Below are 25,887 nucleotides of genomic sequence, written 5' to 3' on the forward strand. Positions count from 1 at the left end.
CCGCGCCGTGTTCCCGGCCGGCTTCGGCGAGCGCGGCCAGCGGGGCCGCGTCGCCGTCGACCGAGAAGATCGTGTCGGACACGACGACGGCGGGACCGTCGTGGGTCCGCAGTGTCTTGCGTACGGCGTCCGGGTCGGCGTGTCCGACGACCTGCGTGGTGCCCCGCGCCAGGCGGCAGCCGTCGATCAGCGAGGCGTGGTTGCCGGCGTCGGAGACGATCAGCGAGCCGTGCGGCGCCAGCGCGGTGACGGCGGCGAGGTTGGCCGCGTACCCGGAGGAGAACACCAGCGCCGCCTCGAAGCCGCAGAAGTCGGCCAGCTCGCCCTCCAGCTCGGTGTGCAGCTCGGTGGTGCCGGTGACGAGCCGGGACCCGGTCGAGCCGCCGCCCCAGGTCCGCGCCGCCCGCGCCGCGCCCTCGATGACCTCCGGGTGGCGCGCCAGGCCCAGGTAGTCGTTGCTCGCGAGGTCCAGCAGCGGCGTGTCGGCGGGGCGGGGGCGCAGGGTCCGTACGAGTCCGGCTCGGCGGCGCATCCGCGCCTGCTCGTCGATCCAGCCGAACGCCATGGGTCCTCCGGGGAATGGTGGTGGGCGGCACAGAGCCTCGTGGGCAGCCCGCGGAGCGGGGGCTTTTGTAGGCAGTGCACAGACACTAGCGGGGCGACCAGGCACCCAGGATGTGGCAATACCCACACGTCGAAGCGTCTGTGTTGTGCGAACTCTCCTTGGCCCGGGGCGGCTCCGTAGGACAGGATCGGCTCTCATGGACCTGCTGAACACGCTGGTGGACAAGGGGCTTCGGCGTAAGGCGCCGAGCCGCGAGGAGGCGCTGGCCGTCCTCGCCACTTCCGACGACGACCTGCTCGATGTAGTGGCCGCGGCCGGCAAGGTGCGCCGGCACTGGTTCGGCCGACGGGTGAAACTCAACTACCTCGTCAACCTCAAGTCGGGCCTGTGCCCGGAGGACTGCTCGTACTGCTCCCAGCGGCTCGGTTCCCAGGCCGGCATCCTCAAGTACACCTGGCTCAAGCCGGACGAGGCCTCGAAGGCCGCGGCGGCCGGGTTGGCGGGAGGTGCCAAGCGTGTCTGTCTGGTGGCCAGCGGGCGCGGCCCGACCGATCGGGACGTGGACCGGGTCTCGGACACCATCAAGACGATCAAGGAGCAGAACGAGGGCGTCGAGGTGTGCGCCTGCCTCGGTCTGCTCTCCGATGGCCAGGCGGAGCGGCTGCGCGAGGCGGGCGCAGACGCGTACAACCACAACCTCAACACGTCCGAGGGGACGTACGCGGACATCACGACCACGCACACGTACGCCGACCGCGTGGAGACCGTGCAGAAGGCGCACGCGGCCGGGCTGTCCGCCTGCTCAGGTCTGATCGCGGGCATGGGCGAGTCGGACGAGGACCTGGTCGATGTGGTGTTCTCGCTGCGCGAGCTGGACCCCGACTCGGTGCCGGTCAACTTCCTGATCCCGTTCGAGGGCACGCCGCTGGCCAAGGAGTGGAACCTCACCCCTCAGCGGTGTCTGCGGATCCTGGCGATGGTGCGGTTCGTGTGCCCGGACGCGGAGGTCCGCATCGCGGGGGGCCGCGAGGTCCATCTGCGCTCGATGCAGCCCCTCGCCCTGCACCTGGCCAACTCGATCTTCCTGGGCGACTACTTGACCAGCGAGGGCCAGGCGGGCAAGGCCGACCTGGAGATGATCGCGGACGCCGGGTTCGAGGTGGAGGGCACCGATCAGGTGACGCTGCCGGAGCACCGGGTCCCGGGGGGATGCGGCTCCGAGGGTGTCTGCGGTTCCGCCGCCCCGTCGGTCGGCGAGCCCCGCACGGACCTGGTCGCCGTACGCCGCCGGGGCGCCGGAACGGACCTCGCGCCCAATGCCTGACCTGTCCGTGCCCCACCTGTTGGAGCTCGACCGGCGGCACGTCTGGCATCCGTACGGCCCCATGCCCGGCCGCGTCGAGCCGCTCGTCGTGGAGTCGGCGAGCGGAGTGCGGCTGAAGATGGCCGACGGCTCGGGCGAGTTGGTCGACGGCATGTCGTCCTGGTGGTCGGCCATCCACGGCTACAACCACCCGGTGCTGAACGAAGCCGCGCGCGAGCAGCTCGGGCGGATGAGCCATGTGATGTTCGGCGGGCTCACGCACGAGCCCGCCGTGCGGCTCGCGAAGCTCCTTGTCGACATGTCACCCGATCCCCTGGAGCATGTCTTCCTCGCCGACTCCGGTTCGGTGTCGGTCGAGGTCGCGGTCAAGATGTGCCTGCAGTACTGGCGTTCGCTGGGCCGCGATGCGAAACAGCGCCTGTTGACCTGGCGCGGCGGCTACCACGGGGACACCTGGCAGCCGATGTCGGTGTGCGACCCCGAGGGCGGGATGCACGAGCTGTGGACCGGGGTGCTGCCGCGCCAGGTGTTCGCGGACCCGCCGCCGGTGGAGTACGAGGAGTCGTACGCCGACCATCTGCGCACGCTCGTCGCACGACACGCCGACGAACTGGCCGCGGTGATCGTCGAGCCCGTGGTGCAGGGCGCCGGCGGGATGCGGTTCCACTCCCCCGCGTATCTGCGGGTGCTGCGCGAGGCGTGCGACGCGCACGACGTGCTGCTGGTGTTCGACGAGATCGCGACCGGGTTCGGGCGCACGGGTGCGCTGTTCGCGGCGGAGCACGCGGCGGTGACGCCGGACGTGATGTGCGTGGGCAAGGCGCTGACCGGCGGTTATATGACGATGGCGGCCACGCTGTGCACCGCGCGCGTGGCCGACGGCATCTCGCGGGGCGAGGTCCCGGTGCTCGCCCACGGACCCACCTTCATGGGCAACCCGCTGGCGGCCTCCGTCGCCTGCGCCTCGATCGAACTGCTGCTGGGCCAGGACTGGCTTGCGGAGGTCAAGCGGATCGAGACGGGGCTGCGGGAGGGGCTGGCGCCCGCGCTGGAGGTGCCCGGGGTCAGGGACGTGCGGGTCCTCGGGGCCATCGGGGTCGTCCAGTTGGACCACGCGGTGGACATGAAGGCGGCCACGGAGGCCGCCGTGCGCGAGGGCGTGTGGCTGCGGCCGTTCCGCGACCTCGTCTACACGATGCCGCCGTACGTCACCGGCGACGCGGACGTGGCACGGATCGCGCGCGCGGTGTGCGCGGCGGCGCGGGAGGGATGAGATGCCGGTACTCGTGATCACGGGCACGGGCACGGAGGTCGGCAAGACGATCACGACGGCCGCCGTCGCCGCCTCCGCGCTCGCGGCCGGACGGTCGGTGGCCGTGCTCAAGGCCGCGCAGACGGGCGTACGACCGGACGAGCCCGGGGACGCCGACGAGGTCGCGCGGCTCGCGGGTGCCGTGACGACGGCCGAACTCGCCCGCTACCCCGAGCCGTTGGCGCCCGCGACGGCCGCGCGCCGGGCCGGGCGGGTGCCGGTGCATCCGCGAGACGTCGCCGAGGCCGCCGCGAAGCTGTCCACCGAACATGACCTCGTGCTGGTCGAGGGGGCGGGTGGACTGCTCGTCCGGTTCGACGCGGCGGGCGGGACACTGGCGGACGTGGCCGGGCTGCTTGCGGCACCGGTGCTGGTGGTGGCGTCGGCGGGTTTGGGCACGCTGAACACTACGGAACTGACGGCACGTGAACTCCGCTCGCGCGGGCTCGACCTGGCCGGTGTCGTGATCGGCAGCTGGCCCCAGGCGCCGGACCTGGCCTCGCGTTGCAATCTGGCGGACCTGCCGGACGTGTCCGGAGTCCCGCTGCTCGGCGCCCTGCCCGCCGGGGCGGGGGCGCTCGCTCCCGCCGGCTTCCGTGCGGCGGCGCCGGGTTGGCTGGCGCCGCGGCTGGACGGGACGTGGGACGCGGAGGCGTTCCGGAGGCGGGAGTCTCCCTGAGACGGCTTCGACGCCGCGGAGATCCATCAGAAGCGCAGTAGGGGTCCTTGCACTATGCCCGCCCGGGTCGCGCGCTCATAGTGCAAGGATCCCTTAGGCCATACGCCACCGGCAAACGGCGCACGGCGGGGGTGCGACGGGCCCGGCCGGGGGACAATCGCGGTAGCGCCCGTCCTGCGAGGGAGGTTGCCATGCCGCTACGGTCCACCGGCTCCGGCAAGGTGGCACGGGATGCCGTCCACCACCCGCTGTTCGCCCGGTACTACGCCCGGATCAGCGTGAACGCCGAGACCAGGATGGGTATGGCCGGGGTCCGCGAGCGGCTGCTCGCCGGGCTGTCCGGGCGGGTGATCGAGATCGGCGCGGGCAACGGCCTGAATTTCGCGCACTATCCCCGTACGGTCTCGGAGGTCGTGGCGATCGAACCGGAGCGCACGCTGCGGCAGTTGGCCGTCGAGTCCGCCCTGCGCTGCGGGGTGCCCGTCGACGTGGTGCCGGGTGCGGCGGAGGCGCTGCCGGTCAAGAGCGAGGCCTTCGACGGGGCGGTGATCTCCCTGGTGCTGTGCAGTGTGCGGGACGTGCCGCGGGCCCTCGGCGAGGTACGGCGGGTGCTGCGGCCCGGCGGCGCGGTGCGGTTCTTCGAGCACGGCAGGGGCGGCGGCCGGGTGATGACCTGCACCCAGCGCGCCCTGGACCGCACGGTGTGGCCGCCGCTGAACGGCGGCTGCCATCTGGCCCGGGACCCGATCGCCGCACTGCGGGACGCCGGGTTCGAACTCGGCCCCTACCGGCGGATGCTGATGCCGGAGAAGGGGCCGAGACTGCCCACGTCGTACTGCGTGCTGGGCACCGCGTGGCGTCCCGCGCTCGAGGAGCGCTGATCACAGACTCCGGCTGATCACAGGCTCCACTGGCGCAGTTCCCGCGCGATGTCGTGCACCGAGGCCTCGCCGCTCTTCACCAGCCGGGCGAGGTGACGGACCTGCTCGGGCGAGGTGGCGACCTTGAGTCCGCTGGCGACCAGGTAGGCGTAAGCGACAGCCGACGCGAACAGGGCGTTGGAACGCTCCAACGCGGGGATGTGGATGAGGAGTTGGAGCAGCGCGGCGGCACGCGCGTGGGGGCTGTCGTAGACGGGCGCGTCGAATATCTCGGCCTGGTGGCGCGCGACGGCGGCGACGAGGGCGCCCCAGTCGGTGACCTGGGGGTCTCCCGGGGTCCTCTGTTCGGCGAGCATCAGGAGCCAGGCAAGGTCGATTCTGAGGTTGCTCAACGGATCAGCGGCGACCGTCGCCGATCTCGTCGGCGAACACCTTCTCGTACTGCTTCATGAAGTCGGCGGCGGCCTCCACGAAGGTGTGGCCGACCTCGCCGGTGTCCTGTCTGACCAGTTCCTCGATGTAGCGGTTGACGCTCATACCGCGGGACAGGGCACGTTCGCGGGCCGCTCGGGCCGTGTCCTCGTCCACCCGCACGTTCAACTGGGTCTTCGCCATACCTAGAAGCTAGCGCCAAGACGCTAGCATCGGCAAGAGGGCCCTCCCGGGGATGGAGAGTGCCCCTTACACGGACATCAGGGGCCCGACCTGGGATGGAGACATCCCGGGACTCAAGGTGGATACCGGGTGTGGGCCGGATCACATTACTCTCGGCCGGGACGGAGAAGTCGTATCAAAGAAGTCGTATCGGAGAAGTCGTACGTCCAGGAGCGAGGAGGCAATCTTGTCCACCCCTGCTGCTCAGTACGTGCCGGGCCAGGCGTCGGCCGACGGGATCGCGGCCCGCGCCCGCGGTCTGACCAAGGCGTACGGCTCGGGCGAGACGACGGTGCTGGCCCTGGACTCGGTGGACGTGGACATCGCGCGCGGCCGGTTCACGGCCGTGATGGGGCCGTCGGGCTCCGGCAAGTCCACGATGATGCACTGTCTGGCGGGGCTCGACACCGTCTCGGCCGGACAGGTGTGGCTCGGCGACACCGAGATCACGGGGCTGAAGGAGCGCGAGCTGACCCGGCTGCGCCGGGACCGGATCGGGTTCATGTTCCAGTCGTTCAACCTCATCCCGACCCTGAACGCGGCCGAGAACATCACCCTGCCCATGGACATCGCGGGCAAGAGGCCCGACGAGAAGTGGCTGGACCAGGTCATCGACACGCTCGGGCTGCGGGACCGGCTGAAGCACCGGCCCTCGCAGCTCTCGGGCGGCCAGCAGCAGCGGGTCGCCTGTGCCCGGGCGCTCGCCTCCCGGCCCGAGCTGATCTTCGCGGACGAGCCGACCGGCAACCTCGACTCGCGGGCGGGCCTGGAGGTCCTCGGGTTCCTGCGCGAGGCCGTCGACCAGCTGGGGCAGACCGTCGTCATGGTGACCCACGACCCGGGCGCCGCCGCCCACTCCGACCTGGTGCTCTTCCTCGCGGACGGGCGGATCGTCGACGAGATGGAGCGGCCCACGGCGGAGGCGGTCCTCGAGCGAATGAAGCAGTTCGACGTGACCCGAGCGCCGTTCGGCGGCGACGGTCCGGCGCCCGGTGCGATCCCCGCCGACGGCTCCCCGCGCTCCCTCCGCGACAAGGACTGACGCCGTGCTGAAGGCGACGCTGAGGAGCTTTCTCGCCCACAAGGGACGGCTGCTGCTCTCCGCGCTGGCCGTCGTGCTGTCCGTGGCGTTCGTCTCGGGCAGCCTGATCTTCTCCGACACTCTCAGCCGGACCTTCGACCGGCTCTTCGCCTCGACCGCGCCCGACGTCACCGTCAGCCCGCGGGAGGGCCTCGACGAGGCGGTGCCGTCCGGTATGACGGCCACCGTGCCGGCCGCGCTCGCGGACCGGGTGGCACGGGTCGACGGGGTGGCCGCCGCGCGCGCGGACGCCGAGATCGAGAACATCACCGTCGTCGACGACAAGAACGAGTCCGTCAGTCCGACCACCGGCGCCCCCACGATCGGCACCGACTGGAACCCCGACGAGCGCAGCCCCGTGGAGCTCACCTCGGGTCACGCGCCGCGCGAGCCGACCGAGGCGATGCTCGACTCGGAGACCGCCGACCGCAAGGACGTGCGCATCGGCGACACCCTCACGGTCATCGCGCCGCCGGGCTCGTTCAAGGTCGAGGTCGTCGGCATCGCCACCTTCACCACGACCAACCCCGGCGCCGCGCTGCTCTTCCTCGATCCGCAGACCGCGCAGACGAAACTGCTGGGCGACGCGCGGGCGGCCACCAGCATCTCGGTCGACGCCGAGGAGGGCGTGAGCGACGCGCAGCTGAAGCAGCGCGTGGCCGCCGCGCTCGGCGCGGGCACCTACGAGTACCGGACGGCCGACGAGCAGGCCGAGTCGGACGTCGAGCAGCTGGGCGGATTCCTCGACATCATCAAGTACGTCATGCTCGGCTTCGCCGGCATCGCCGTGCTGGTGGGCGTCTTCCTGATCGTCAACACCTTCTCGATGCTGATCGCGCAGCGCACCCGCGAGCTGGGCCTGCTGCGCGCGCTGGGCGCCGACCGCCGCCAGGTCCGCCGCTCGGTCCTCACCGAGGCGACGCTGCTCGGCCTGGTCGGCTCCACGGTGGGCCTGGCCACGGGCATCGGGCTGGCCGCCGGGCTCATCTCGCTCATGAACACGCTGGGCATGAACATCAAGTCCTCCGAGATGGTCATCGGCTGGGGCACGCCCGTGGCGGCGTACGTCGTCGGCGTCGGCGTCACCTTCGTCGCCGCCTACCTCCCGGCCCGGCGCGCGGCGGGCGTCTCCCCGATGGCGGCCCTCGCGGACGCGGAGATCGCCGGGATCGGGCGTCCGCTGACGGTGCGCGCGATCGTGGGCGGCGTCGTCGGGGCGATGGGCGCGGCCGCGCTCGTGGGGTGCGTCGTCGCGACGGAGACCGGTTCGGCGGCGTCCCTGCTGGTCCTCGGCATCGTCCTGACGCTCTTCGCGACGGTGGTCGCGGGCCCGTTGCTGGTGCGGCCGGTGATCCGGGTGCTCGGCGGGGCCTTCCCGGCGTTGTTCGGGTCGATCGGCCGGATGAGCCAGCGCAACGCCCTGCGCAATCCCCGCCGTACCGGTGCCACGGCGGCCGCGTTGATGGTGGGCCTGGCCCTGGTCGGCGGGATGTCGGTGGCGAGCGCCTCGATGACGAAGTCCTTCGACCAGCAGATCGACAAGACGCTGGGCGCCGACTTCGTGGTGCAGAACGGCAACTTCCTGCCGTTTCCGCAGGAGGTCACCGACGAGGTGGAGGACACGAAGGGCGTGGGGCTCGTCGTACGGTCACGGTTCACCCCGGTCGCCGTACGGCTGCCGGACGGCGACCGTGTCGAGACGAGCGCCGCGGGGTACGACCCCGAGCTCGACGAGGTCGCCAACATCACGTACGCGGAAGGGAACACCGCGGCCGCGCTCGCGGACGGCGGCCTCGCCATGAGCGCGGACTTCGCGCGGGACCACGGCGTGCGGGTCGGCAGCAGGATCCCGGTCGAGTTCCAGGGCGGACGCACCACCGAGCTGACGGTGGGTGCCCTGGCCGACCAGGCGTCGGAGGGCTTCGGCATGCAGGGCGGGCTGTACTTCGGCCTGGCCACGCTGGAGAAGTTCGCACCGGGCGGGCAGGACTCCGCTGTGTACGTGAACGCCGCCTCCGGCACGAGCGCCGACGACCTGCGCGCGAACCTGGAGCGGACGCTCGACCCGTACCCGCAGGTGCAGGTGCGCGACCTGGCCGACTACAAGGAGCTGGTCCACGACCAGATCGCGGTCCTGCTCTACCTCGTGTACGCGCTGCTCGGGCTGGCGATCGTCATCGCGGTGCTCGGCGTGGTCAACACCCTGGCCCTGTCGGTCGTGGAGCGGACCCGGGAGATCGGGCTACTACGGGCCATCGGGCTCGCCCGGCGTCAGTTGCGCCGGATGATCCGGCTGGAGTCGGTGGTGATCGCGGTGTTCGGCGCGGTGCTGGGCCTCGCGCTGGGGCTGGTGTGGGGGGTGTGCACCCAGCAGGTGCTCGCGCTGCAGGGCATGGACGCGCTGGCGATCCCTTGGTACACGATCCTGGCGGTCGTCGTCGGCTCGGCGGTGGTGGGCGTCGTGGCGGCACTGCTTCCCGCGTTGCGTGCATCCCGCATGAATGTGCTGGCGGCCATCGCGCACGAGTGATGGAATCGGGACGGGTACTCAAGTCGCTTGCAGCTGAGGAGGGTTCATGTCGCGTCCGTTCCGCTTCGGTGCCAGCATGATCGTCCCTGCCCCGGCCGAGGAGTGGCGCGCCAAATGCCGGCGCGCCGAGGAACTCGGCTACGACGTGATCCTCGTCCCCGACCACCTCGGCATGGTCGCGCCGTTCCCCGCGCTGGTCGCGGCGGCGGAGGCCACCGAGCGGCCGCGGCTGGGCACGTTCGTGCTCAACGCCGGTTTCTGGAACCCGGCGCTGCTGGCCCGCGAGGTCGCCACGACGGACGCGCTGACCGGCGGACGGCTGGAGCTGGGCCTGGGCACCGGATACGTACAGGCGGAGCACGACACGGCCGGACTGCCGTACGGCTCGCCCGGTCAGCGGGTGGACCGTCTCCGGCGCACGATCGAGGAGTTGGGTCGGCTGCTCGGCTCCCCGGAACACCAACCGCAGCCGGTGCGGAAGGTGCCGCTGATGGTCGGCGGCAACGGCGACCGCATGCTGCGGCTCACCGCCGAGCACGCCGACATCGCGGCCTTCACCGGCGCCCGCCCGGTGCCGGGAGACACCGCGGGCAAGCTGCTGCCGATCACACCCGAGGAACTCGACGAGCGCGTGGCCAGGTACCAGGACCTGGCGAAGGGACGTGCGGAGCCGGCGGAACTGAACCTCCTGATCCAGTTGGTGGCGATCACCGACGACCCCGAGGCGGCCGTGCGGCCCCTCCTGGAGCACGTGCCGGACCTGACCGTGGAACAGGCCCTGGAGCTGCCCCTCGTACTGGCCGGCACCCTGGAAGAGATCACCGCGAAGGTGCTGGCGCAGCGCGAGCGGTACGGCTTCTCGTATCTGACCGTCCTGGAGCCGTACATGGAGGCGTTCGCGCCGGTCGTCGCCGAGTTGCGCGGCCGGTGAGCGTCCGGATGCTGGAATTCGGCGTCCCGGTCCGGTGGGCGTGATGGGATCGCCGTATGACTGACCTGCGCATACGGGCCGCGACACCCGACGACCTCGACACCGTGCTGGCCTTCTGGAAGGTGGGCGCCGAGGGTACGAGCATCAGTGACGACCGGGACGGTGTCAGCGGCTGGTCGCCCGCGATCCCGAGGCCCTGATCCTGGCGATGGGGGTCCCCCCGCTCGAGCGCAGCCGAGAGTGGGGGATGGACGGCACCCGGGTCGGCACGTGATCGCGGGCTTCGACGGCTGTCGCCGCCAAAAAGACCAAGCGTCCGCAGGGCGGCAGAGGACGGGTAACCGAAAGGTCCGGGCCGCGATCATCGCGGTGAGCGCCGCGCGTCCGACGACGCGACGGCAAGCGGTGGCGACACGCGCGCCGCGCACCTACGCGGAGGCAACAGCGGGCTTGGGAAAACCGGGTGTGACCAGTGGCCTGCCGATGCTGAACTGGTAGGCATGTCCACAAGCAATCCGCCCCAGCCGCACCGCTGGGATCTGCTGCGCCCTGACCAGCTCGGCACACTGCTGGACGGCGTTGAACAGCCGGACCTCTGGTACCTGGACGAGCTGACGGTGTGTGCGGCGAGGGTCGTCGCCCGCTCCGGTGACGCGGACCTGCGGTTTGTCGGACGGTCGGCGGACAGTGTCTTCGACCTGCTCGGTGGTGCGCTCGCGGAGACCTCCTGGTCCAGGCGGCTCGGTCGCCTGCCGCTGTCGTGCGCCGGTGGCACAGCGGAGCTGTCGCGGCGTGACGTGGGCCGGATGCGCGAGCACCTCGCGGCTGCCGGGATGGCCCCGTGCGACCTGGCGCGACGGCGGCGCCCACTGGCCCTGGTCGACCTGGTCTGGGCCGGGCGCACATTCACCACCCTGCACACGGTCCTGCGCGACTGGGTCGAGGAGTCTCGGGAGCCCTGGCCAGTCATTCGGGGCAGGCTTCGCTATCTGGGCATCACCGCGCGCACCCGGACGAGCCCCAAGACCTGGCGCTGGCAGCAGCACCACCCTTGGACAGGGGATCTGCCGGCGAGAGCGGTACAGAACGTCTCCCTCGACCGGAGCGTGTGGCATCTGTTGGGAGACCACGAGCCGAAGACCGCGCCCTCCTTCCCACCCCAGCGCTGGCACGACAACGCGGTGAGCGTGCCCGTTCGCGGGGACGGTCCCACGCGCGCCCTCGCCACCGCCGTCGCCCTGGTCGAGGCCGGGCGGACACGAACGGTGCGGCGGCGTCTTGTTCGGACCTTCAACTCGGAGCCCGCCTTCGCTGAGCCCTGGCTGCGCAGCCTCTCCCACGAACTCAGGCCGAGGTGACCCCATTTAAGTTCGTCCGACGGGCTCGTGGCTTATACGAACCCGGGAGCAAGACCGCCCCGCTCTCGATTCCCCGGCACGGAAACCCGTTCGCCAGACAGGCGAGCGCTCTGTTTGGCTCACCCCATGAGCGATCTCCACATCCGCTGCGCCACCCTCTCGGACATCGATACCGTGCTGCAGTTCTGGCGCGACGCCGCGGAAGGAACGAGCATCAGCGACGACCACGACGGAGTGGCCCGACTCATCACCACAGATCCCGAAGCCCTGCTGCTCGCCGAGCGCGACGGCCTCCTCACCGGAACCGTCATAGCCGGCTTCGACGGATGGCGATGCTCCGCCTACCGACTGGCCGTACACCCCGACCACCGTCGGCAAGGCATCGCCACCGCTTTGCTGGAAGCCGCAGAACAACGCTTCGCCGCCCTGGGCGGGCGACGCGTCGACGCCATGGTCCTGGAAGCCAACGAACAGGCCCACCACACGTGGGCCGCGGGCGGCTACCATCGCGAGGACCACTGGCGACGTTGGGTGAAGCCCCTGTAGATGCGGGCAGCGGATGTTTGTGAGTAGACGGCAGCAGACAGTTCAGCAGGGTGAGCACGACTCCGTTGGGCCGGCCCCCGTAGTCACCCCAGGCCGAGGCCCTGATCCATCTCGCGGTGGTCAGTCTCGATGCATCAGCGGCTCGTCGCATGGCTGACTGGACCGGAAGACACCGCGAGCTGGAGGGTTGTCGACTTAACCGCTCAAGGTGGGGCAGGAGGCGACTGAAGCGGGGTTCCGGAACAGTGACAGGTATTCAGGTCGTCCGATAGCATGGCAAATTACAAGAGCGCCTCTCCGTATCAAGAGTTTGGAAGAGCGTTGGCTGAGCCACTGACCATTGCGTCGATCGGTGCGGTTGCCCTGACCGAGGGCATCCGGTTTCTCTATGGCCAAGCCACTGACCTGCTACGGCGAATGCGGGCCCGGCGCGAGGGCGAGGCCGTCGAGGGCGAGGTGTTCGTGGACGGCGGAAACGCGCTTGACGGGCCTATCGGGATGGTGCAGATCGACTATGCGAGGGCGACGGAACAGAACGAGTCGATTCGTGAACTGAGCCGATCGCTGAGCGAGTACGCGGAAGGGATCGAGCCCATCGATCCCGAGAACGCGACACTCGTGCAGTCGGCACACGCCCTACGGCAACTTCTCGAAACGGTGTATGGAAGGCGCATCACGCTGCGCGGAGAGAACCGTGAGCGATCGGGTGCGAAGGTGGATGTCGAGATCACCGCTGTGCAGGTCGACGGCTATGTGGCAGCCGTACGGGCGAAGCGCGTGGGCAATGTCGATGTCAGCGCTCGCATGCGTGTCGACACAGTCAACGCCGGTGGAGAGACGGTCGGCCTCGACGTCGACGACCTCGGCTGAGGGTCGAGTGGAGCGAATTAACCGTACATCAGCCAAGGGAATTCTCTCCTTCGCTCCCCAGGTCGCGTGAAAACGTCTGAAGCACAGCTCTCGCGCCGACCTGTGACGCATGAGCCAACATCGCTGCCGATGTCGTCAGCGGTCGGACGCCGCAGTGGATGTACGGCCGCACGTTCAGAACCCGTGCATAAGCGGTCCGAGGTATATGGGGGCCGACGGTGTCGGCGACGCGCGATCGCAGTACCAGTACATGAGTCGCCTCGTCGCGGATCGCTCTGGACAAGGCGATGCGCTCGCTGATCGAGCCGTCGATCCAGCGGGCGCGGCGAAACGTCACAGGGCGACCAGCCAGCAACGGTACACACGCCGATGCCCTGAGCGCGGTCTTCCACTCGACGGTCGTGGCAAGGTCGGAGAACACGGATGGTCGTCCCGACGCCAGGGACGTCGCGACCAGTCGTACGGAAATGTTCCCTTCGCAGATCTCTCCGAAGTCCAGGGGGCGGTTCCGGGTCAGCACCTCGTCTGTCAGATAGCGCAGATTCATCAAGGGCCCGGATCCGGTCCTGAGTCTCCGATAGTTGATGAACTGTGCACCGGACAGGAACTCCGAATATATCGAGGAAGCTCCATGCGCGCCGTTGGCCGCGAAAACCAGACCGGAAAACGCTCCGGCTGAGGTCCCGTAGACGACGTCGAAGCTGTCACGCAGCCCGAGCTGTGCCAGAGCGTCCACCATGCCGGCGGTGTACGCCCCACGCATACCTCCGCCTTCGACCACCAGGGCAACTCGATGCGGGTCCCCACGTGCTCCTGGCTTACTCCGGCTTCGCTGCCTTCGAAGGAGCACATCCAGGACGTCAAGACTTCCGTCAGCGATTCCGGTGAAGGATCTCCCGGCAGGCACGAGCGTCACCGCAGACGACGGACTTCGGCGAGTTTGACATGCCGAAGGAACGAAATGAACCACCAGCCGGGGTCGAGTTCCCACTTCGCTGTGGCCAGGCGGGCATTGGCCGGCGAAGCATGATGATTGGCGTGCAGTGACTCACCCGCGGTCAAGAGGGCGAAGGATCGGAGATTGCGCCCAATGTGTCCGGAGACCTGGGGACCCGGCAAATGGCCGAGCCCGTTGACAATGCCTATTCCGGCGAGTATCTGCGCGAAAGCGAGCAAATAGATCCAGAAAGTATCCAGCGGGCCGGTGCAGAGCGAGAAGAAGATCAAGGTGAGCGCAATACCGCCATACCGCCGCCCGAAGGGCATTCGCTCGACAAAATCGCTCGGTATGTCCTTGGTCAGACGGTTCACTACCGCGCGGTCCGCACACGCCGCGCGGTTCAGCTTTGATCCACGAAAGGTCACTGCAAAGAGCCCTTCAAAGAGTGGGCTATGCGGATCTCCTTCTGTGTCGGCGTGCCGGTGGTGGAGCCGATGAGCAGCAACCCATTCCCTCGGGTTGCTGCCGAGGAGCAGCCAGATGCTCAAGCGGAACAAGAAGCACACAGATGGGTGAAGCGTGACAGAGTGGTGAGCAAGACAGCGATGCAAATACACCGACTGTCCATATATTGCAATTTGACTGAGGATCACCGAAAGAATGACGTCCATCGCGGACGGCAGCCAGTCATTCATCAACTCTGCACCCCTGTTTCCGACGCGTGGCTTCCGTCATCTGTGGGCGAGTTTTCTGCGCGCGGATCCTATTCGACGCGCAAGGCGTCTGACGATGAGCGGGAAAAGCACCAGGGTGAACACCGCCACGGCCACGGGACCGCCTGACCTACCACCGGCCAGCAGCGCAACCATGCCGAATCCGGTCAGCAACTGGACACCGGCAAAAATATATCTTCGGGACATTTCTGAGCGGGAATTGAGCGACAAGTACAGCGACGCGAATGAGGCGACGCCGAAGCCCAGCCCAACGATCGCTGTCAGCCAGGAGAGACCTTCGTTCGCGGAATAGCTCAGGAACGGTCCGAGTGTGAGTGAGGCCAACAACACCTGGAGGCACCACGCGTAGACGACGAGCCCACGAGGGATATGAGGGCCATCCGTGGCAGAAGGTCTTGCTCCAAATAGAACGGGCGTGGTGCGAGCGCCGTACGAGTAATCGCTCGACAGGTCACGCAATCCGGCGTGCACTCCGTTGATGAACGTGATGAAGACGGTAATCGCCACAGCCACCAGCAGAGAATCACGCGTCGCCTCCCCGGCGGCCTGCGCACCGTAATAAGCGAACGCCGCCGCGCCGACTCCTTGGAGAAAATCCATGAACGGCGGAACAGGTGTCCGCTTTCCTGCAATATTGTATGCGGCGGTTGAGGCGAAGGCCAGGAAAAGGACCAGGAGACGATCCATGTCGAATCCCAGGACAATGGGGTCCATGAGGAATGCGAAAACGACGGCCCATACTATGACGGCGAGTGCGACACCGGAACTGATTGTGCCGCTGACGAGCGGTCGACCGGCCTTTCGAGGATCGCCACGATCGACCTCGATATCCGCCAGATCATTGACGACCGAGAGGATCACATGGAACGGCACGGACATGCAGAGAGCAAAGACGATTCGTTGCGGGCGGGTGTCTGTGGCCGTCATAGCACCCAGGATCGGGAGTGCCAGGCTCCACCCGTACAGGGGGAGCCGGAGGAAGCTGGCCAGCATTCTCATGGTGCCTATGAGATCAACCTCCTAGATATTCATTCCTCCACGGTCCATGCGCCCGGATGGAAGTCATAGTCCCGTGCAAGCCTGAGCAGGATCTGTGTGTAGCTTTTGGCGAACTGCTTTACAGAATATGACTCATTGAGGCAGCGCAAGGCCGGCTTAGTCAACCGTTCACGCATTATCGGATTGCGTGCGGCCTGGTAGATGGCGGAATTGAAGAATCCGACCTGGTCGATTATTCGGCGAGTGTTCACCACGTTGACTTTGGATCGTACATTCATGCGAAGATGCCCGCGACCGGTTTCCTCCAGAAACAGATCCACAGCTTGCGGATGCAGCACGTTCAGTATCGCCAAGGAATCGACGATCTTGGATCCGACTATTCCGCCGACCGAGGCCGGGACCAGTTGGAACGCGGACAGCGACTGGTCCGGATAGTAGATACCGACGACGCCGAGAGCTTCCACCAGAGCTACCGCAAGGTCGGAATCGCCGCTGGCTATCGCATCGCGCAAGGAGTTCTCGACCTCGATCATCGGTGCACCGACCTTGCCGCAGGCCAGACCCAGCGGAAGAAGAATGAGATTGAGCGACCGCATCGCTCCTGCGTCGCGAGTCACAATGGTGGCGCGATCGTTCTTGAGTAGGTAATCGGTCTGCCATGCGACAAAGGGACGCCAATCGCTGACGGTCGGTGCAAGCACCCCGAAGGCGATGAGATGCCACAGCCGTGCCCTGGGCGGGAGATTGGTGTACCGCTCGGCAAGGAATTCCTCGAGGTCCTGCAGCGAACGGCTGCAGTGCGAGGAGAGGACGATGGCCCCGATGACCCGGAGAAAGGCGATGTCCGAACCGAGTAGTTCCGCGAGCAGATCGTATTCTGCACGCAGATCACTGCGCGGATCCAGAAGGTCGATGGCGCGGCCGAGAAGCTCGCGCGGCTTCTGCCCGCCATGGAAATAGACACTTGGCGATTGCATCGCGTCCACCATGACCGCTTCGCCCAGCCGTTGCGCGATGGTGTCCGCCGCGACCGAGGTCAGCAGGGCAGCCATGAAGCGATGGTTGAATTTACGGACATGGAGCCTGCGCGTGAGAAGGTGCCACCAGAGACCATCTGCCCATTGGATGAGCCGGTGGTCGTGCGCAAGATTGATATAGAGAATGATGGTCACATCAGCCAGAAAGGCGAGTCTTCGTCGAGCGTCCCAGGGCACGTACAAACGAATATCTCGCGCAATCGTCTCTGCGAAACGCATGACAATTTCATGCTCGCCCTGCAACCACTTCAGATAGGCCATGTATGCCACCATCCGAGGCAACTCGGAATGGTTGGCCAGAGCCATTTCCTGGAAGAGGTCCTCGGCGGAGAACCCGAGTTGGTAGGCGGCGTTGAGCGCGATCTGCCGGGTCGTCTCGCGCGAGAGCAGCCGGAGAATCTCATCTTTTCGCAGCCCGGGGCTCATTCTTGACAGAGCGTTCGCGGCGAGTCCGTGAAGTTGGGGCTCGGACGCCGCTGCGAATGCTTCGATCAGCTTTGTTATTGCTGAACTGCTGTTGGTCTCGATGGCGTGTTCCAGCGCTGCAGTTGCTGTCCGGAGCATGGAATCGAGTGAGCCGGCCGCTACCTGCGCACGGCGATATCCAGAATTTATCGCCAGATTGTACAGATCGTCGGCCTCCATCATTCCGGCGCCGATACCGCTTCTTATGTGCTCCGCCAGATAGTTGAGTCCGTACCGATCTATGCTCTGCCAATCCTCCTCGTCGCCCCCCGGGAAGCTGCGCAAGTAGGATTTGGCGATTCTTGCGTGAATCTCGCGGGCCGGTGCATGATAGCGGTTCGGTGTCCGGTCCGGAAGCACAGTAACCCCGACGAATTCCGCCATGGAGCTGTGGAAGAAGCGTACATCAGAATTTTCGGTATGCCTGAAGTCGATGAGCTGTTGCAGTTCGTCGATACGGGTGCTAACCGCCTGAATAGGCCACTCGAGGATTACGGCGACCCGTGCGACCGGGATGGGGGCGAGTGCTGCAGACAACAACTCCAGAAGGGGCAGATAATTTTGGAGAATTGCATCGCCCTGACCGTAGTCTCCGGAGTTCGGAATTAACTGGTCAAGGTAGGAGCTGTAGAGCTGGGAAAGTCCCCCTGGGATGGCAAGGGCCTTGTCGATGTTTCCGGACTTGATCTCATCGAGCAGATGCCGCGCGTACTGGAAGTTGACATCGGCGGCACTGGCGATCTCTTCCGGCCGCCAATCGTGATCGGCGGGGTTCAGATCTCGTGCTAAACGGCGTTCCACGAACGAGAGGACATCCTGTCGGCTCTGTGGCGCGATCCCAGCATCCGCGAGGTCGATTATCGCGGTCTGCGTGGGAAATAGGTCACGGATTCTTCGATCAGTTTTCGCCGATATGAGAACCTTGACATTTCCCGGCAGGTCGGACATGCTGGCGATGAGGTGAGGAATCGACGTCCCACCAGCCGTGAGCGCCTCGTCCAGGCCGTCCACCAGAATAGCGAAATTCAACTCAGGTGATTCTTCGGCCAGTAGCTCCAGCGGCATCTTGATGGATTCACTGAAACCGTCCATGATGGATCTTCCGGTGATCCATAGATGATCGGTATGTATTCCGACTACCTTGCCGAGATTGCTTCCGACATTGATGTCGACTCGGGTCGACGGCGGTGAAGCGGCCCGGAGTACCGTATGCGCATAGGTGGGTACGGTCGACGCAAGATCCACGGCCAATCGTCTGACATATGACCGTGGGTCGATGCTCGCACCCTCAAGCCGTCGGCTGCAGAACTGAAATGAGTTCCAACGCTTACGTATGTGGCGCAGTAGCACGCCAGCAGAACCGTCCGGCACTGGACCGGAACCGCTGAGCCATGCGCACAGCGCGGTCTTTCCGACACCAGGAGGCCCGGTGACGAGCAGGAATTTGTGGCTGCTCCGGTCGTCGAGCCATTCTGCGATCCTGGGGAGAAGCCACTCACGCCCGGTGAACTCACGTGCTATGAAATCTATGTCTGAGGACACCCGTGCTACGCCACCGTGATCCATTTCCCCCGTGTCTCCAGCAAGCGTGAGGTATCGCGTGACGGATTACATCTCAAGGGTCATTGTGCCAGCTGGCGCAACTGATGCATAGAGAGCAACGCTCCCTCCCGTTCCCCGCAACGAAACCCGTTCGCCAGACAGGCCAGCGCGCTGCAACAGACCCCGGAGCGCTGCTCCTCGCAGAACGCGACAGCCTCCTCATCGGGACCGTGATAGCCGGCTTCACCGGATGCGGGCGACGGGTCGACGCCATGGTCCTGGAATCCAACGAACCATCGCGAGGACCACTGGCGGCGCTGGATCAAGCCGCTATGAGCACGGGCATCACCGGGATGTTTGTGACCTGACAAGATTCGACGGTTGGCGCTGCCCTCTGTACCGGCTCGCGGTACACCCGGACCGCCGCCGACAGGGCATCGGTTCGGCGCTGCTCGCGGCCGCCGAGGAACGGTTCGTACGGCTCGGCGGGCGCCGCGGGGACGCGATGGTGCTGCAGCGCAACGAGAGCGCGCACCACGCGTGGCTGGCCGCCGGGTACGCGCCCGAGGAGCACTGGCAGCGCTGGGTCAAGCCCTTCAGCGACTAGGACAGGCAGCGCCGACCGCACACCTTTGCTGATCCTTTACCATTGGAGGGTCACTCGGTCCTCCATGAAAGGTGTGAGCGTCCGCCCATGGGCGAGCCTCCCAGTACCCGACATCGCGCGTCTGACTGCCCTGTCCGATCCTGGGAGGGGGTGAACCGATGACAGAAGTGCTGTTGTTGCTGGTGGCCATCCTCCTCTCGCTCGTCTGTGGCGCCTTCGTCGCGGCGGAGTTCTCCCTGACCACCGTCGAGCGCGGCGAGCTGGAACGGGCCGTGGAGCGCGGCGAGCGGGGCGCGGCCGGGGCCCTGAAGGCCGTACGCAGCCTGACCTTCCAGCTCTCCGGCGCGCAGCTCGGCATCACGGTCACCAACCTGGTGGTCGGCATGCTCGCCGAGCCCTCGATCGCCGCGCTGATCGCCGGCCCACTGGAGTCGCTCGGTGCCTCGCGTTCGACGGCGAGCTCCCTCGCGCTGGTGCTGGGTACGGCCCTGTCGACGGTGTTCTTGATGGTCGTCGGCGAACTGGTGCCCAAGAACTGGGCGATCTCCTCGCCGCTGACCGTGGCCAAGACCGTGGGCAACGCGCAGCGCTGGTTCAGCGCCGCCTTCCGCCCCTTCATCACCCACCTCAACAACACCGCCAACCACGCGGTGCGCCGCTTCGGCCTGGATCCCGCCGAGGAGCTGGCCTCCGCGCGCGGGCCGCAGGAGCTGGCGGCGCTGGCCCGGCACTCCGCCCGGGAGGGCGCTCTGGAGGCGGACACCGCCGAACTGTTCGTACGGACCCTGAACCTCGCCGATCTGACCGCGGAGAACGTGATGACACCGCGCGTGCAGGTCATCGCCCTGGACGCCCAGGCGACCTGCGAGGACGTGGCGAACGTGACCCGGGCGACGGGCCTGTCCCGGTTCCCGGTCTACCGCGGCAGCCTGGACTCGGTCGTGGGCACGGCGCACATCAAGGACGTCCTTGCGGTGCCCGCCGAGCGCCGGCACCGCGTCTCCGTCTCCGAGCTGATGCGCGAACCGCTGCTGGTCCCGGAGTCACTCACCGTCGACCGGCTGCTCGACCGGCTGTCCGGCAAGCGCACCATGGCCGTCGTCATCGACGAGTACGGCGGTACGGCGGGCGTGGCCACGCTGGAGGACATCGTCGAGGAGGTCGTCGGCGAGGTGCGCGACGAGCACGACCCGCACGAGACACCCGACCTGGCCCCGGCGGGCAGCGACGACGACGGCCACGCCCTGTACTCGGCGGACGGCTCCGCCCGCACCGACCAGCTCGCACGCGTCGGCCTCAGGGCTCCCGAGGGGCCGTACGAGACGCTGGCCGGCCTGGTCGCGACGGAACTCGGCCGCATACCCGCCGTCGGCGACCGGGTCGAGGTCGCGGGCTGGCGGCTGGACGTGGTGGACGCGTCGGGCCACAGGGCCGCACGCCTGCTGCTGCGCGCGCCGCTCGACGACGAGATGAAGGACGAGGCGGAGCGATGACCACGATCCAGTTGCTGATCGGTCTGGCGACCCTCGTCGTCAACGCCTTCTTCGTGGGCGCCGAGTTCGCGCTGATCTCCGTGCGCCGCAGCCAGATCGAGCCGTACGCCGAGGAGGGCGACCGGCGCGCGAAGAGCGTGCTGTGGGGTTTGCAGCACGTCTCCGCGCTGATGGCGGCCGCGCAACTCGGGATCACACTGTGCACGTTGGTGCTGGGTGTGGTCGCGGAGCCGGCGATCGAGCATCTGCTGGAGCCGGTCTTCCACGCCTTGGGCGTGCCGGAGGGCGCGGGCCACGCGGTGTCCTTCGTGATCGCGCTGACCCTGGCGACGTATCTGCACATGCTGCTCGGCGAGATGGTGCCGAAGAACATCGCGCTCGCGGAGCCGGTGCGCAGTGCGCTGCTGCTCGGCCCGCCGCTGGTCGCCCTGTCCCGGGCGCTGCGCCCGGTGATCTTCACGATCAACGCCTTCGCGAACGCCCTGCTGAAGCTGCTGCGGGTCGAGACCAGGAACGAGGTCGCGGCCACCTTCTCGGACGCCGAGCTGGCCCGGATCGTACGGGACTCCGGCGAGGCCGGCCTGATCGACGAGCGTGCGCGTGAGCGGCTGCACGACGCGCTGGAGCTGGGGCGCCGGCCCGTGCGGGACGTGGTGCTTCCGTTGGACCGGGTGGCGTACGTGTACCTGGGCGTCACTCCCGAGCGGCTGGAGGCGCTGTCTGCGGAGTCCGGCTACTCCCGCTTCCCCGTGGTGGACGAGGGGCGGCGCATCATCGGCTATATGCACGTCAAGGACGCGCTGGACAAGACCCCGCGCGACCTGCCGTTCCTCCTGAAGGACATGCGGCCGATCGCCCGGGTGCGGGAGAGCACACCGCTGGACGACGTGCTCACGGCGATGCGCGGCAGCCGTACGCATCTGGCGGCCGTGCTGGGCGCGGACGGGCGGCTGACGGGTCTGGTGACCATGGAGGACGTGCTGCGGGAGCTGTTCGGACAGCGGGCCTGAGCCTTCGCGGGAGGCCTCCGGGCCGACCGACCGACGGGTATGGAACCGGGTTACCATCTCTGTCGCCATGCAGACGAACCCCACTCACACCAGCCTGGTCGCCGTCGGCGACTCCTTCACCGAGGGCATGTCGGACCTGCTGCCGGACGGCACCTACCGGGGCTGGGCCGACCTGCTCGCCGGGCGGATGGCGGCCCACTCCCCCGGTTTCCGCTACGCGAACCTCGCGGTGCGCGGCAAGCTGATCGGGCAGATCGTCGCCGAGCAGGTCGAGGTGGCGGCGGCCATGGAGGCGGATGTGATCACGCTGGTGGGCGGGCTCAATGACGCGCTCCGCCCCAAGTGCGACATGGGACGGGTGCGCGGGCTGCTGACGGAGGCCGTGGAACGGCTCGCCCCGTCCTGCAAGCAGCTGGTGCTGATGCGCAGCCCGGGACGCCAGGGTCCGGTCCTGGAGCGCTTCCGGCCGCGCATGGAGGAGCTGTTCGCCTGTGTCGACGAGCTCGCCGCGCGGCACGGCGCTGTGGTCGTCGACCTGTACGGGGCGCCCTCGCTCGGTGATCCCCGGCTGTGGGACGTGGACCGGCTGCATCTGACGGCCGAGGGACACCGGCGGGTCGCGGAGGCGGTGTGGCAGGGCCTCGGCTACGCACCCGAGGACACCGAGTGGCGCATGCCGCTGCCCCTCACACCGCCGCCCGGTTGGGTCGCCCGCCGCGTCGCGGACGCCCGGTTCGCCCGGCGGCACCTGCTGCCCTGGATCGGCCGACGGCTGACGGGCCGCTCGTCGGGCGACGGTCTGCCGCCGAAACGGCCCGAGCTGCTGCCGTACGAAGGACCGACGGTGTAACCCGTCATGACGGCGACGCGGGTGGTCAATGTCAGGGGCCGGATCCACGAGTACGGCCCCCGGCTGGAGCACGCCCCCGAGGACCTCGTCTACGTCGGCCGCCGCTGGACGATGGGCGGCTGGGACCTGCCCCGGCACCCGCTGTACAACCCGTTCGCCTACGACACCCCGGCGAAGAGGCGCGACGGGACGCGGGCGGAGGTCATGGCGAAGTACCGGGCGTATCTGCTGGAGCGGCCGGAGCTGCTGGAGCTGGTGCCTTCGTTGCGCGGGAAGGCGCTGGCCTGCTGGTGTGCGCCGGAGCTGTGTCATGCGGAGGTGTTGGCGGAACTCGCGGAGAGGCCTCCCCCGCCCCTCTTGTAGCTTCCGACGAAGACACCCGCGGCGCTGGCCTGCGCAAACCGCCAGTAGAATCCGTACACGTGACTTCCGCTCCCGCCAAGCCCCGCATCCCGAACGTCCTCGCCGGACGCTACGCCTCCGCCGAGCTCGCCACGCTCTGGTCGCCCGAGCAGAAGGTGAAGCTGGAGCGGCAGCTCTGGCTCGCCGTGCTGCGGGCCCAGAAGGACCTCGGGATCGAGGTGCCGGACGCGGCGATCGCCGACTACGAGCGTGTCCTCGACCAGGTCGACCTGGTCTCCGTCGCCGAGCGCGAGAAGGTCACGCGGCACGACGTGAAGGCGCGGATCGAGGAGTTCAACGACCTCGCCGGGCACGAGCACGTGCACAAGGGCATGACGTCCCGCGACCTGACGGAGAACGTCGAGCAGCTGCAGATCCGGCTCTCCCTGGAGCTGATGCGCGACCGTACGGTCGCCGTGCTGGCGCGGCTCGGGAAGCTGGCGGGTGAGTACGGGGAGCTGGTCATGGCCGGCCGCTCCCACAACGTGGCCGCGCAGGCCACCACCCTCGGCAAGCGTTTCGCGACCGCGGCCGACGAGCTGCTCGTGGCATACGGAAGGGTCGAGGAGCTCCTTGCCCGCTACCCGCTGCGCGGCATCAAGGGCCCGGTCGGCACGGCGCAGGACATGCTGGACCTGCTCGGCGGGGACGCCGCCAAGCTGGCCGACCTGGAGGGCCGTATCGCGCGGCACCTGGGCTTCTCGGAGGCGTTCACCTCCGTCGGCCAGGTCTACCCGCGCTCGCTGGACTACGAGGTCGTGACCGCGCTGGTGCAGCTGGCGGCGGCGCCGTCGTCGCTGGCGAAGACGATCCGGCTGATGGCGGGCCACGAGCTGGTGACCGAGGGCTTCAAGCCGGGCCAGGTCGGCTCCTCCGCGATGCCCCACAAGATGAACACCCGCTCCTGCGAGCGCGTCAACGGCCTGATGGTCATCCTGCGCGGCTACGCCTCGATGACCGGCGAGCTGGCGGGCGACCAGTGGAACGAGGGCGATGTGTCCTGTTCGGTGGTGCGCCGGGTGGCCCTTCCCGACGCGTTCTTCGCCCTGGACGGTCTGCTGGAGACGTTCCTGACGGTGCTGGACGAGTTCGGCGCGTTCCCGGCGGTCGTCGCCCGGGAGCTGGACCGCTACCTGCCGTTCCTCGCCACGACCAAGGTGCTGATGGGCGCGGTGCGCGCGGGCGTCGGGCGTGAGCTGGCGCACGAGGCGATCAAGGAGAACGCCGTCGCCTCCGCGCTCGCGATGCGCGAGCGGGGCGCGGAGCGCAACGAGCTCCTCGACAAGCTGGCCGCCGACGAGCGCATCCCGCTCGACCGGGCCCAGCTGGACGCGCTGATGGCCGACAAGCTGTCCTTCACAGGTGCCGCCGCCGACCAGGTCGCCTCGGTCGTCGGCCGGATCGAGGAGATCGTGAAGCAGCACCCCGAGGCCGCGGGCTATGCTCCCGGAGCGATCCTCTGACCCGCTTCACCCCGCAGGAGTTGGAGGCCGCCCGCGACCGTCTCGTGCCGGACGTGGTCGCGGACGGCCTCCGTGTGCTGTTCTGCGGCATCAACCCCGGTTTGATGACGGCCGCGACGGGCCATCACTTCGCCCGTCCCGGCAACCGGTTCTGGCCGGTGCTGCATCTGTCCGGATTCACGCCGAGGCTCATGAAGCCCTCGGAGCAGCGCGAGTTGCTGTCGCACGGGCTCGGCATCACCAACGTCGTGGCGCGGGCGAGCGCGCGGGCGGACGAGCTGAGCGCAAAGGAGTACCGGGAGGGCGGGCGGCTGCTCGCCGTGAAGGTGGCTCGGCTGCGGCCCCGTTGGCTGGCCGTGGTGGGCGTCACCGCCTACCGGGCCGCCTTCGACGACCGCAAGGCCCAGGTAGGGCCGCAGGAGCGGACGATCGGGGACACGCGCGTGTGGGTGCTGCCCAATCCGAGCGGGCTCAACGCCCATTGGACGGCTCAGACGATGGCGGAGGAGTTCGCGCGGTTGCGGGTGGCGGCGGAGGCCTGACGGGTCACACCGGGTCGGTCTCCGTGACGACGGCCTTGGACCTCGTCCGTCTCGTCCCGGTCGGCGACGGCCACGGCGATACAGCGGCCGGTTCCCTCCGCCTCCTGGGCGTCCCGGTACTTCTCGTACTGGTTCACCATCGCCGCGCGCTCCGCGGGGTCGCCGCCCCGCAGCCGCGGCTGCCCTCTAACTCGGCGACGTGGTAGCCGGGTCCGCCGATGCCGACGTCCGACGGGTCGTGCTCCGCGGGAAAAGGGCGGAAGCACAGCTCGTCGATGAGGGCGATGTGCCGCGCGATGTTCATGAGATCCAGTGAACCCGCCCGCACCGACAATTGGCGGGGTGTCAGCCGACCCCCGGCATCGCACTCAGGCGTCCCGGCGACGCACGCTCCACGCGCGCTCGCCGCCTCACCGAGTCCCGCCCGGGCCACGACAAGGGCGGCGAAGGAGGTCACCAGGCCGACGACCAGGGCGGGTACGGCATGGCCGCCGGCTTGGCCGCGAACCACCGTCCGCGCTGCGGCACAGCGGCCCGGTCTCCCGAGAGGGCTACCGCATCCTTCAGGAGTCGCTGCCCAATGTGCTGCGGCACGCGGGAGCCGTCCCCGTCCAGGTGCGCGTGAAGGTCGCGGAACGCGCCCTGGGCCTGGAGGTGTGCAATCCGCTCACCGCCGAGATACCGGGGCCCGGGCGGGGCAGCGGTCTGCGCGGCATACGCGAGCGTGCGGCCCTGCTCGGCGGCCGTGCGCGGACCGGACCGGACGCGGGTGACTGGCAGGTGCATGTCGATTTGCCGGTGCGCTGATCCAGGCTGGCCGGATGCCGGCTCGTCGACCGACCGCAGCACCGCGCGCTTGGCCCGCGGACTGTCGAACGCGGAGATCGCCGCCCGGCTGATCGTCGGGACCGAGACGGTGAAGTCGCACGTCAGCGCCGTGCTGGGCAAGTTGGGGGCGCGGGATCGTACGCAGGCCGTGATCACGGCGTACGAGTCGGGGTTCGTGGCGCCCGGCTGACCGGTACGGGGCGCGGTGACGGGCGGTGACCTGTTCGGATCCGGCACTCGCCGG

At 68.3% G+C, this 25,887-nt stretch carries 23 protein-coding genes and 6 pseudogenes; 20 read left to right on the forward strand and 9 right to left on the reverse strand.

The genetic code is table 11. From position 1 onward, the window contains the following. On the reverse strand, positions 1 to 565 hold a 565-nt coding region (locus CLM62_RS23850; RefSeq protein WP_143659131.1), incomplete at its 3' end, for an aminotransferase class I/II-fold pyridoxal phosphate-dependent enzyme. Positions 566 to 761: 196 nt separating this feature from the next. Here CLM62_RS23850 and bioB point away from each other — a divergent pair. The 4 genes from bioB to CLM62_RS23870 all read left to right on the forward strand — a co-directional run bounded on the left by bioB (position 762) and on the right by CLM62_RS23870 (position 4,761). After that, on the forward strand, positions 762 to 1,889 hold the full coding sequence (bioB, locus tag CLM62_RS23855) for a biotin synthase BioB (protein WP_095751944.1): 1,128 nt from the start codon (positions 762 to 764) through the stop codon (positions 1,887 to 1,889). Then, on the forward strand, positions 1,882 to 3,162 hold the full coding sequence (locus CLM62_RS23860) for an adenosylmethionine--8-amino-7-oxononanoate transaminase (protein ID WP_095751945.1): 1,281 nt from the start codon (positions 1,882 to 1,884) through the stop codon (positions 3,160 to 3,162). The genes bioB and CLM62_RS23860 overlap by 8 nt, the downstream gene beginning before the upstream one ends. 1 nt (position 3,163) lies before the next feature. Beyond that, positions 3,164 to 3,880 (forward strand): dethiobiotin synthase, encoded by a 717-nt coding sequence (bioD, locus tag CLM62_RS23865; protein WP_095751946.1) that lies wholly within the window; start codon positions 3,164 to 3,166, stop codon positions 3,878 to 3,880. 191 nt (positions 3,881 to 4,071) lie between these two features. After that, the gene (locus CLM62_RS23870; protein WP_095751947.1) at positions 4,072 to 4,761 is read left to right on the forward strand and encodes a class I SAM-dependent methyltransferase; all 690 of its coding nucleotides are present in this window, start codon (positions 4,072 to 4,074) and stop codon (positions 4,759 to 4,761) included. Positions 4,762 to 4,778: 17 nt separating this feature from the next. Here CLM62_RS23870 and CLM62_RS23875 read toward each other — a convergent pair whose 3' ends face one another. Both CLM62_RS23875 and CLM62_RS23880 read right to left on the reverse strand, forming a co-directional pair. Next, positions 4,779 to 5,153: a fic family toxin-antitoxin system, toxin component gene (locus CLM62_RS23875; protein ID WP_095751948.1), complete on the reverse strand. Its 375-nt coding sequence runs from the start codon at positions 5,151 to 5,153 to the stop codon at positions 4,779 to 4,781. 4 nt (positions 5,154 to 5,157) lie between these two features. Continuing rightward, positions 5,158 to 5,376 (reverse strand): toxin-antitoxin system HicB family antitoxin, encoded by a 219-nt coding sequence (locus CLM62_RS23880; RefSeq protein ID WP_095751949.1) that lies wholly within the window; start codon positions 5,374 to 5,376, stop codon positions 5,158 to 5,160. 226 nt (positions 5,377 to 5,602) lie between these two features. Here CLM62_RS23880 and CLM62_RS23885 point away from each other — a divergent pair, with 226 nt between their 5' ends. The 7 genes and pseudogenes from CLM62_RS23885 (at position 5,603) to CLM62_RS23915 (ending at position 12,731) form a co-directional block, all read left to right on the forward strand. Beyond that, a complete protein-coding gene (locus tag CLM62_RS23885; RefSeq protein ID WP_095751950.1) occupies positions 5,603 to 6,457 on the forward strand; it encodes an ABC transporter ATP-binding protein in 855 nt (284 codons plus the stop codon). A 4-nt stretch (positions 6,458 to 6,461) separates the two neighbouring features. Beyond that, a complete protein-coding gene (locus CLM62_RS23890) occupies positions 6,462 to 9,026 on the forward strand; it encodes an ABC transporter permease (RefSeq protein ID WP_095751951.1) in 2,565 nt (854 codons plus the stop codon). Positions 9,027 to 9,072: 46 nt separating this feature from the next. Beyond that, the gene (locus CLM62_RS23895) at positions 9,073 to 9,957 is read left to right on the forward strand and encodes an LLM class F420-dependent oxidoreductase (protein WP_095751952.1); all 885 of its coding nucleotides are present in this window, start codon (positions 9,073 to 9,075) and stop codon (positions 9,955 to 9,957) included. A gap of 56 nt (positions 9,958 to 10,013) precedes the next feature. After that, positions 10,014 to 10,254, forward strand: a pseudogene (locus tag CLM62_RS53140) (GNAT family N-acetyltransferase); the annotation flags it as partial. A gap of 203 nt (positions 10,255 to 10,457) precedes the next feature. Continuing rightward, positions 10,458 to 11,315 (forward strand): hypothetical protein, encoded by an 858-nt coding sequence (locus CLM62_RS50195; RefSeq protein ID WP_179382203.1) that lies wholly within the window; start codon positions 10,458 to 10,460, stop codon positions 11,313 to 11,315. A gap of 126 nt (positions 11,316 to 11,441) precedes the next feature. After that, on the forward strand, positions 11,442 to 11,861 hold the full coding sequence (locus tag CLM62_RS23910; RefSeq protein ID WP_095751953.1) for a GNAT family N-acetyltransferase: 420 nt from the start codon (positions 11,442 to 11,444) through the stop codon (positions 11,859 to 11,861). 273 nt (positions 11,862 to 12,134) lie between these two features. After that, on the forward strand, positions 12,135 to 12,731 hold the full coding sequence (locus tag CLM62_RS23915; RefSeq protein WP_143659132.1) for a hypothetical protein: 597 nt from the start codon (positions 12,135 to 12,137) through the stop codon (positions 12,729 to 12,731). Between the two features lie 28 nt (positions 12,732 to 12,759). Here the strand turns inward: CLM62_RS23915 and CLM62_RS23920 are convergent, their stop codons facing one another. Genes CLM62_RS23920 through CLM62_RS23935 form a run of 4 tightly spaced genes read right to left on the reverse strand, consistent with a single transcriptional unit; the run spans position 12,760 to position 17,998 of the window. Continuing rightward, the gene (locus tag CLM62_RS23920) at positions 12,760 to 13,722 is read right to left on the reverse strand and encodes a patatin-like phospholipase family protein (RefSeq protein WP_306457931.1); all 963 of its coding nucleotides are present in this window, start codon (positions 13,720 to 13,722) and stop codon (positions 12,760 to 12,762) included. Further along, entirely contained in the window at positions 13,644 to 14,366 is a 723-nt protein-coding gene (locus tag CLM62_RS23925; protein ID WP_095751956.1) for a fatty acid desaturase, read from the reverse strand. Before CLM62_RS23925 ends, CLM62_RS23920 begins: the two co-directional genes overlap by 79 nt. A 36-nt stretch (positions 14,367 to 14,402) precedes the next feature. Continuing rightward, on the reverse strand, positions 14,403 to 15,404 hold the full coding sequence (locus tag CLM62_RS23930; RefSeq protein WP_095751957.1) for a UbiA family prenyltransferase: 1,002 nt from the start codon (positions 15,402 to 15,404) through the stop codon (positions 14,403 to 14,405). Between the two features lie 29 nt (positions 15,405 to 15,433). Further along, positions 15,434 to 17,998, reverse strand: a complete 2,565-nt coding sequence (locus CLM62_RS23935; RefSeq protein ID WP_095751958.1) for a hypothetical protein — start codon at positions 17,996 to 17,998, stop codon at positions 15,434 to 15,436. Between the two features lie 730 nt (positions 17,999 to 18,728). On the opposite strand from CLM62_RS23935, the pseudogene CLM62_RS51835 reads away from it, so the two are divergent. The 7 genes and pseudogenes from CLM62_RS51835 to mug form a co-directional block, all read left to right on the forward strand. Beyond that, positions 18,729 to 19,055 (forward strand): annotated as a pseudogene (locus tag CLM62_RS51835) (GNAT family N-acetyltransferase); the annotation flags it as partial. Positions 19,056 to 19,213: 158 nt separating this feature from the next. Continuing rightward, the gene (locus tag CLM62_RS23945; protein ID WP_095751959.1) at positions 19,214 to 20,548 is read left to right on the forward strand and encodes a hemolysin family protein; all 1,335 of its coding nucleotides are present in this window, start codon (positions 19,214 to 19,216) and stop codon (positions 20,546 to 20,548) included. Further along, a complete protein-coding gene (locus CLM62_RS23950; protein ID WP_095751960.1) occupies positions 20,545 to 21,558 on the forward strand; it encodes a hemolysin family protein in 1,014 nt (337 codons plus the stop codon). The genes CLM62_RS23945 and CLM62_RS23950 overlap by 4 nt, the downstream gene beginning before the upstream one ends. A 67-nt stretch (positions 21,559 to 21,625) precedes the next feature. Next, positions 21,626 to 22,408: an SGNH/GDSL hydrolase family protein gene (locus CLM62_RS23955; protein WP_095751961.1), complete on the forward strand. Its 783-nt coding sequence runs from the start codon at positions 21,626 to 21,628 to the stop codon at positions 22,406 to 22,408. 6 nt (positions 22,409 to 22,414) lie between these two features. After that, positions 22,415 to 22,771, forward strand: coding sequence for a DUF4326 domain-containing protein (locus CLM62_RS23960; protein ID WP_095751962.1), 357 nt, complete (start codon positions 22,415 to 22,417; stop codon positions 22,769 to 22,771). Positions 22,772 to 22,830: 59 nt separating this feature from the next. Beyond that, positions 22,831 to 24,273 (forward strand): adenylosuccinate lyase, encoded by a 1,443-nt coding sequence (gene purB, locus CLM62_RS23965; RefSeq protein WP_095751963.1) that lies wholly within the window; start codon positions 22,831 to 22,833, stop codon positions 24,271 to 24,273. After that, entirely contained in the window at positions 24,270 to 24,815 is a 546-nt protein-coding gene (gene mug, locus CLM62_RS23970; protein ID WP_095751964.1) for a G/U mismatch-specific DNA glycosylase, read from the forward strand. Before purB ends, mug begins: the two co-directional genes overlap by 4 nt. Here mug and CLM62_RS53145 read toward each other — a convergent pair. Both CLM62_RS53145 and CLM62_RS53150 read right to left on the reverse strand, forming a co-directional pair. Then, positions 24,764 to 25,119, reverse strand: a pseudogene (locus tag CLM62_RS53145) (hypothetical protein). The gene mug and the pseudogene CLM62_RS53145 sit on opposite strands and share 52 nt — an antisense overlap. A gap of 60 nt (positions 25,120 to 25,179) precedes the next feature. Beyond that, positions 25,180 to 25,349, reverse strand: a pseudogene (locus tag CLM62_RS53150) (ABC transporter permease); the annotation flags it as partial. On the opposite strand from CLM62_RS53150, the pseudogene CLM62_RS23985 reads away from it, so the two are divergent. Next, positions 25,347 to 25,622, forward strand: a pseudogene (locus CLM62_RS23985) (sensor histidine kinase); the annotation flags it as partial. The pseudogenes CLM62_RS53150 and CLM62_RS23985 overlap by 3 nt on opposite strands. Before the next feature lie 49 nt (positions 25,623 to 25,671). Further along, positions 25,672 to 25,833 (forward strand): annotated as a pseudogene (locus CLM62_RS23990) (response regulator transcription factor); the annotation flags it as partial. Between the last annotated feature and the right edge of the window lie 54 nt (positions 25,834 to 25,887).

It is taken from the genome of Streptomyces sp. SA15, assembly GCF_002291145.1.
In the GTDB taxonomy this organism is placed as follows: Bacteria; Actinomycetota; Actinomycetes; order Streptomycetales; family Streptomycetaceae; genus Streptomyces.

What these genes read in the sequence shown, in the direction of transcription:
- CLM62_RS23910 (WP_095751953.1), top strand. Translation starts at nt 11,442, where the DNA reads ATGAGCGATCTCCACATCCGCTGCGCCACCCTCTCGGACATCGATACC.
- CLM62_RS23960 (WP_095751962.1), top strand. Translation starts at nt 22,415, where the DNA reads ATGACGGCGACGCGGGTGGTCAATGTCAGGGGCCGGATCCACGAGTAC.
- CLM62_RS23930 (WP_095751957.1), bottom strand. Translation starts at nt 15,404, where the DNA reads ATGAGAATGCTGGCCAGCTTCCTCCGGCTCCCCCTGTACGGGTGGAGC.
- CLM62_RS23950 (WP_095751960.1), top strand. Translation starts at nt 20,545, where the DNA reads ATGACCACGATCCAGTTGCTGATCGGTCTGGCGACCCTCGTCGTCAAC.
- CLM62_RS23895 (WP_095751952.1), top strand. Translation starts at nt 9,073, where the DNA reads ATGTCGCGTCCGTTCCGCTTCGGTGCCAGCATGATCGTCCCTGCCCCG.
- CLM62_RS23870 (WP_095751947.1), top strand. Translation starts at nt 4,072, where the DNA reads ATGCCGCTACGGTCCACCGGCTCCGGCAAGGTGGCACGGGATGCCGTC.
- bioD (WP_095751946.1), top strand. Translation starts at nt 3,164, where the DNA reads ATGCCGGTACTCGTGATCACGGGCACGGGCACGGAGGTCGGCAAGACG.
- CLM62_RS50195 (WP_179382203.1), top strand. Translation starts at nt 10,458, where the DNA reads ATGTCCACAAGCAATCCGCCCCAGCCGCACCGCTGGGATCTGCTGCGC.
- CLM62_RS23925 (WP_095751956.1), bottom strand. Translation starts at nt 14,366, where the DNA reads ATGAATGACTGGCTGCCGTCCGCGATGGACGTCATTCTTTCGGTGATC.
- CLM62_RS23945 (WP_095751959.1), top strand. Translation starts at nt 19,214, where the DNA reads ATGACAGAAGTGCTGTTGTTGCTGGTGGCCATCCTCCTCTCGCTCGTC.
- CLM62_RS23880 (WP_095751949.1), bottom strand. Translation starts at nt 5,376, where the DNA reads ATGGCGAAGACCCAGTTGAACGTGCGGGTGGACGAGGACACGGCCCGA.
- CLM62_RS23935 (WP_095751958.1), bottom strand. Translation starts at nt 17,998, where the DNA reads ATGGACGGTTTCAGTGAATCCATCAAGATGCCGCTGGAGCTACTGGCC.
- bioB (WP_095751944.1), top strand. Translation starts at nt 762, where the DNA reads ATGGACCTGCTGAACACGCTGGTGGACAAGGGGCTTCGGCGTAAGGCG.
- CLM62_RS23915 (WP_143659132.1), top strand. Translation starts at nt 12,135, where the DNA reads ATGGCAAATTACAAGAGCGCCTCTCCGTATCAAGAGTTTGGAAGAGCG.
- CLM62_RS23860 (WP_095751945.1), top strand. Translation starts at nt 1,882, where the DNA reads ATGCCTGACCTGTCCGTGCCCCACCTGTTGGAGCTCGACCGGCGGCAC.
- CLM62_RS23955 (WP_095751961.1), top strand. Translation starts at nt 21,626, where the DNA reads ATGCAGACGAACCCCACTCACACCAGCCTGGTCGCCGTCGGCGACTCC.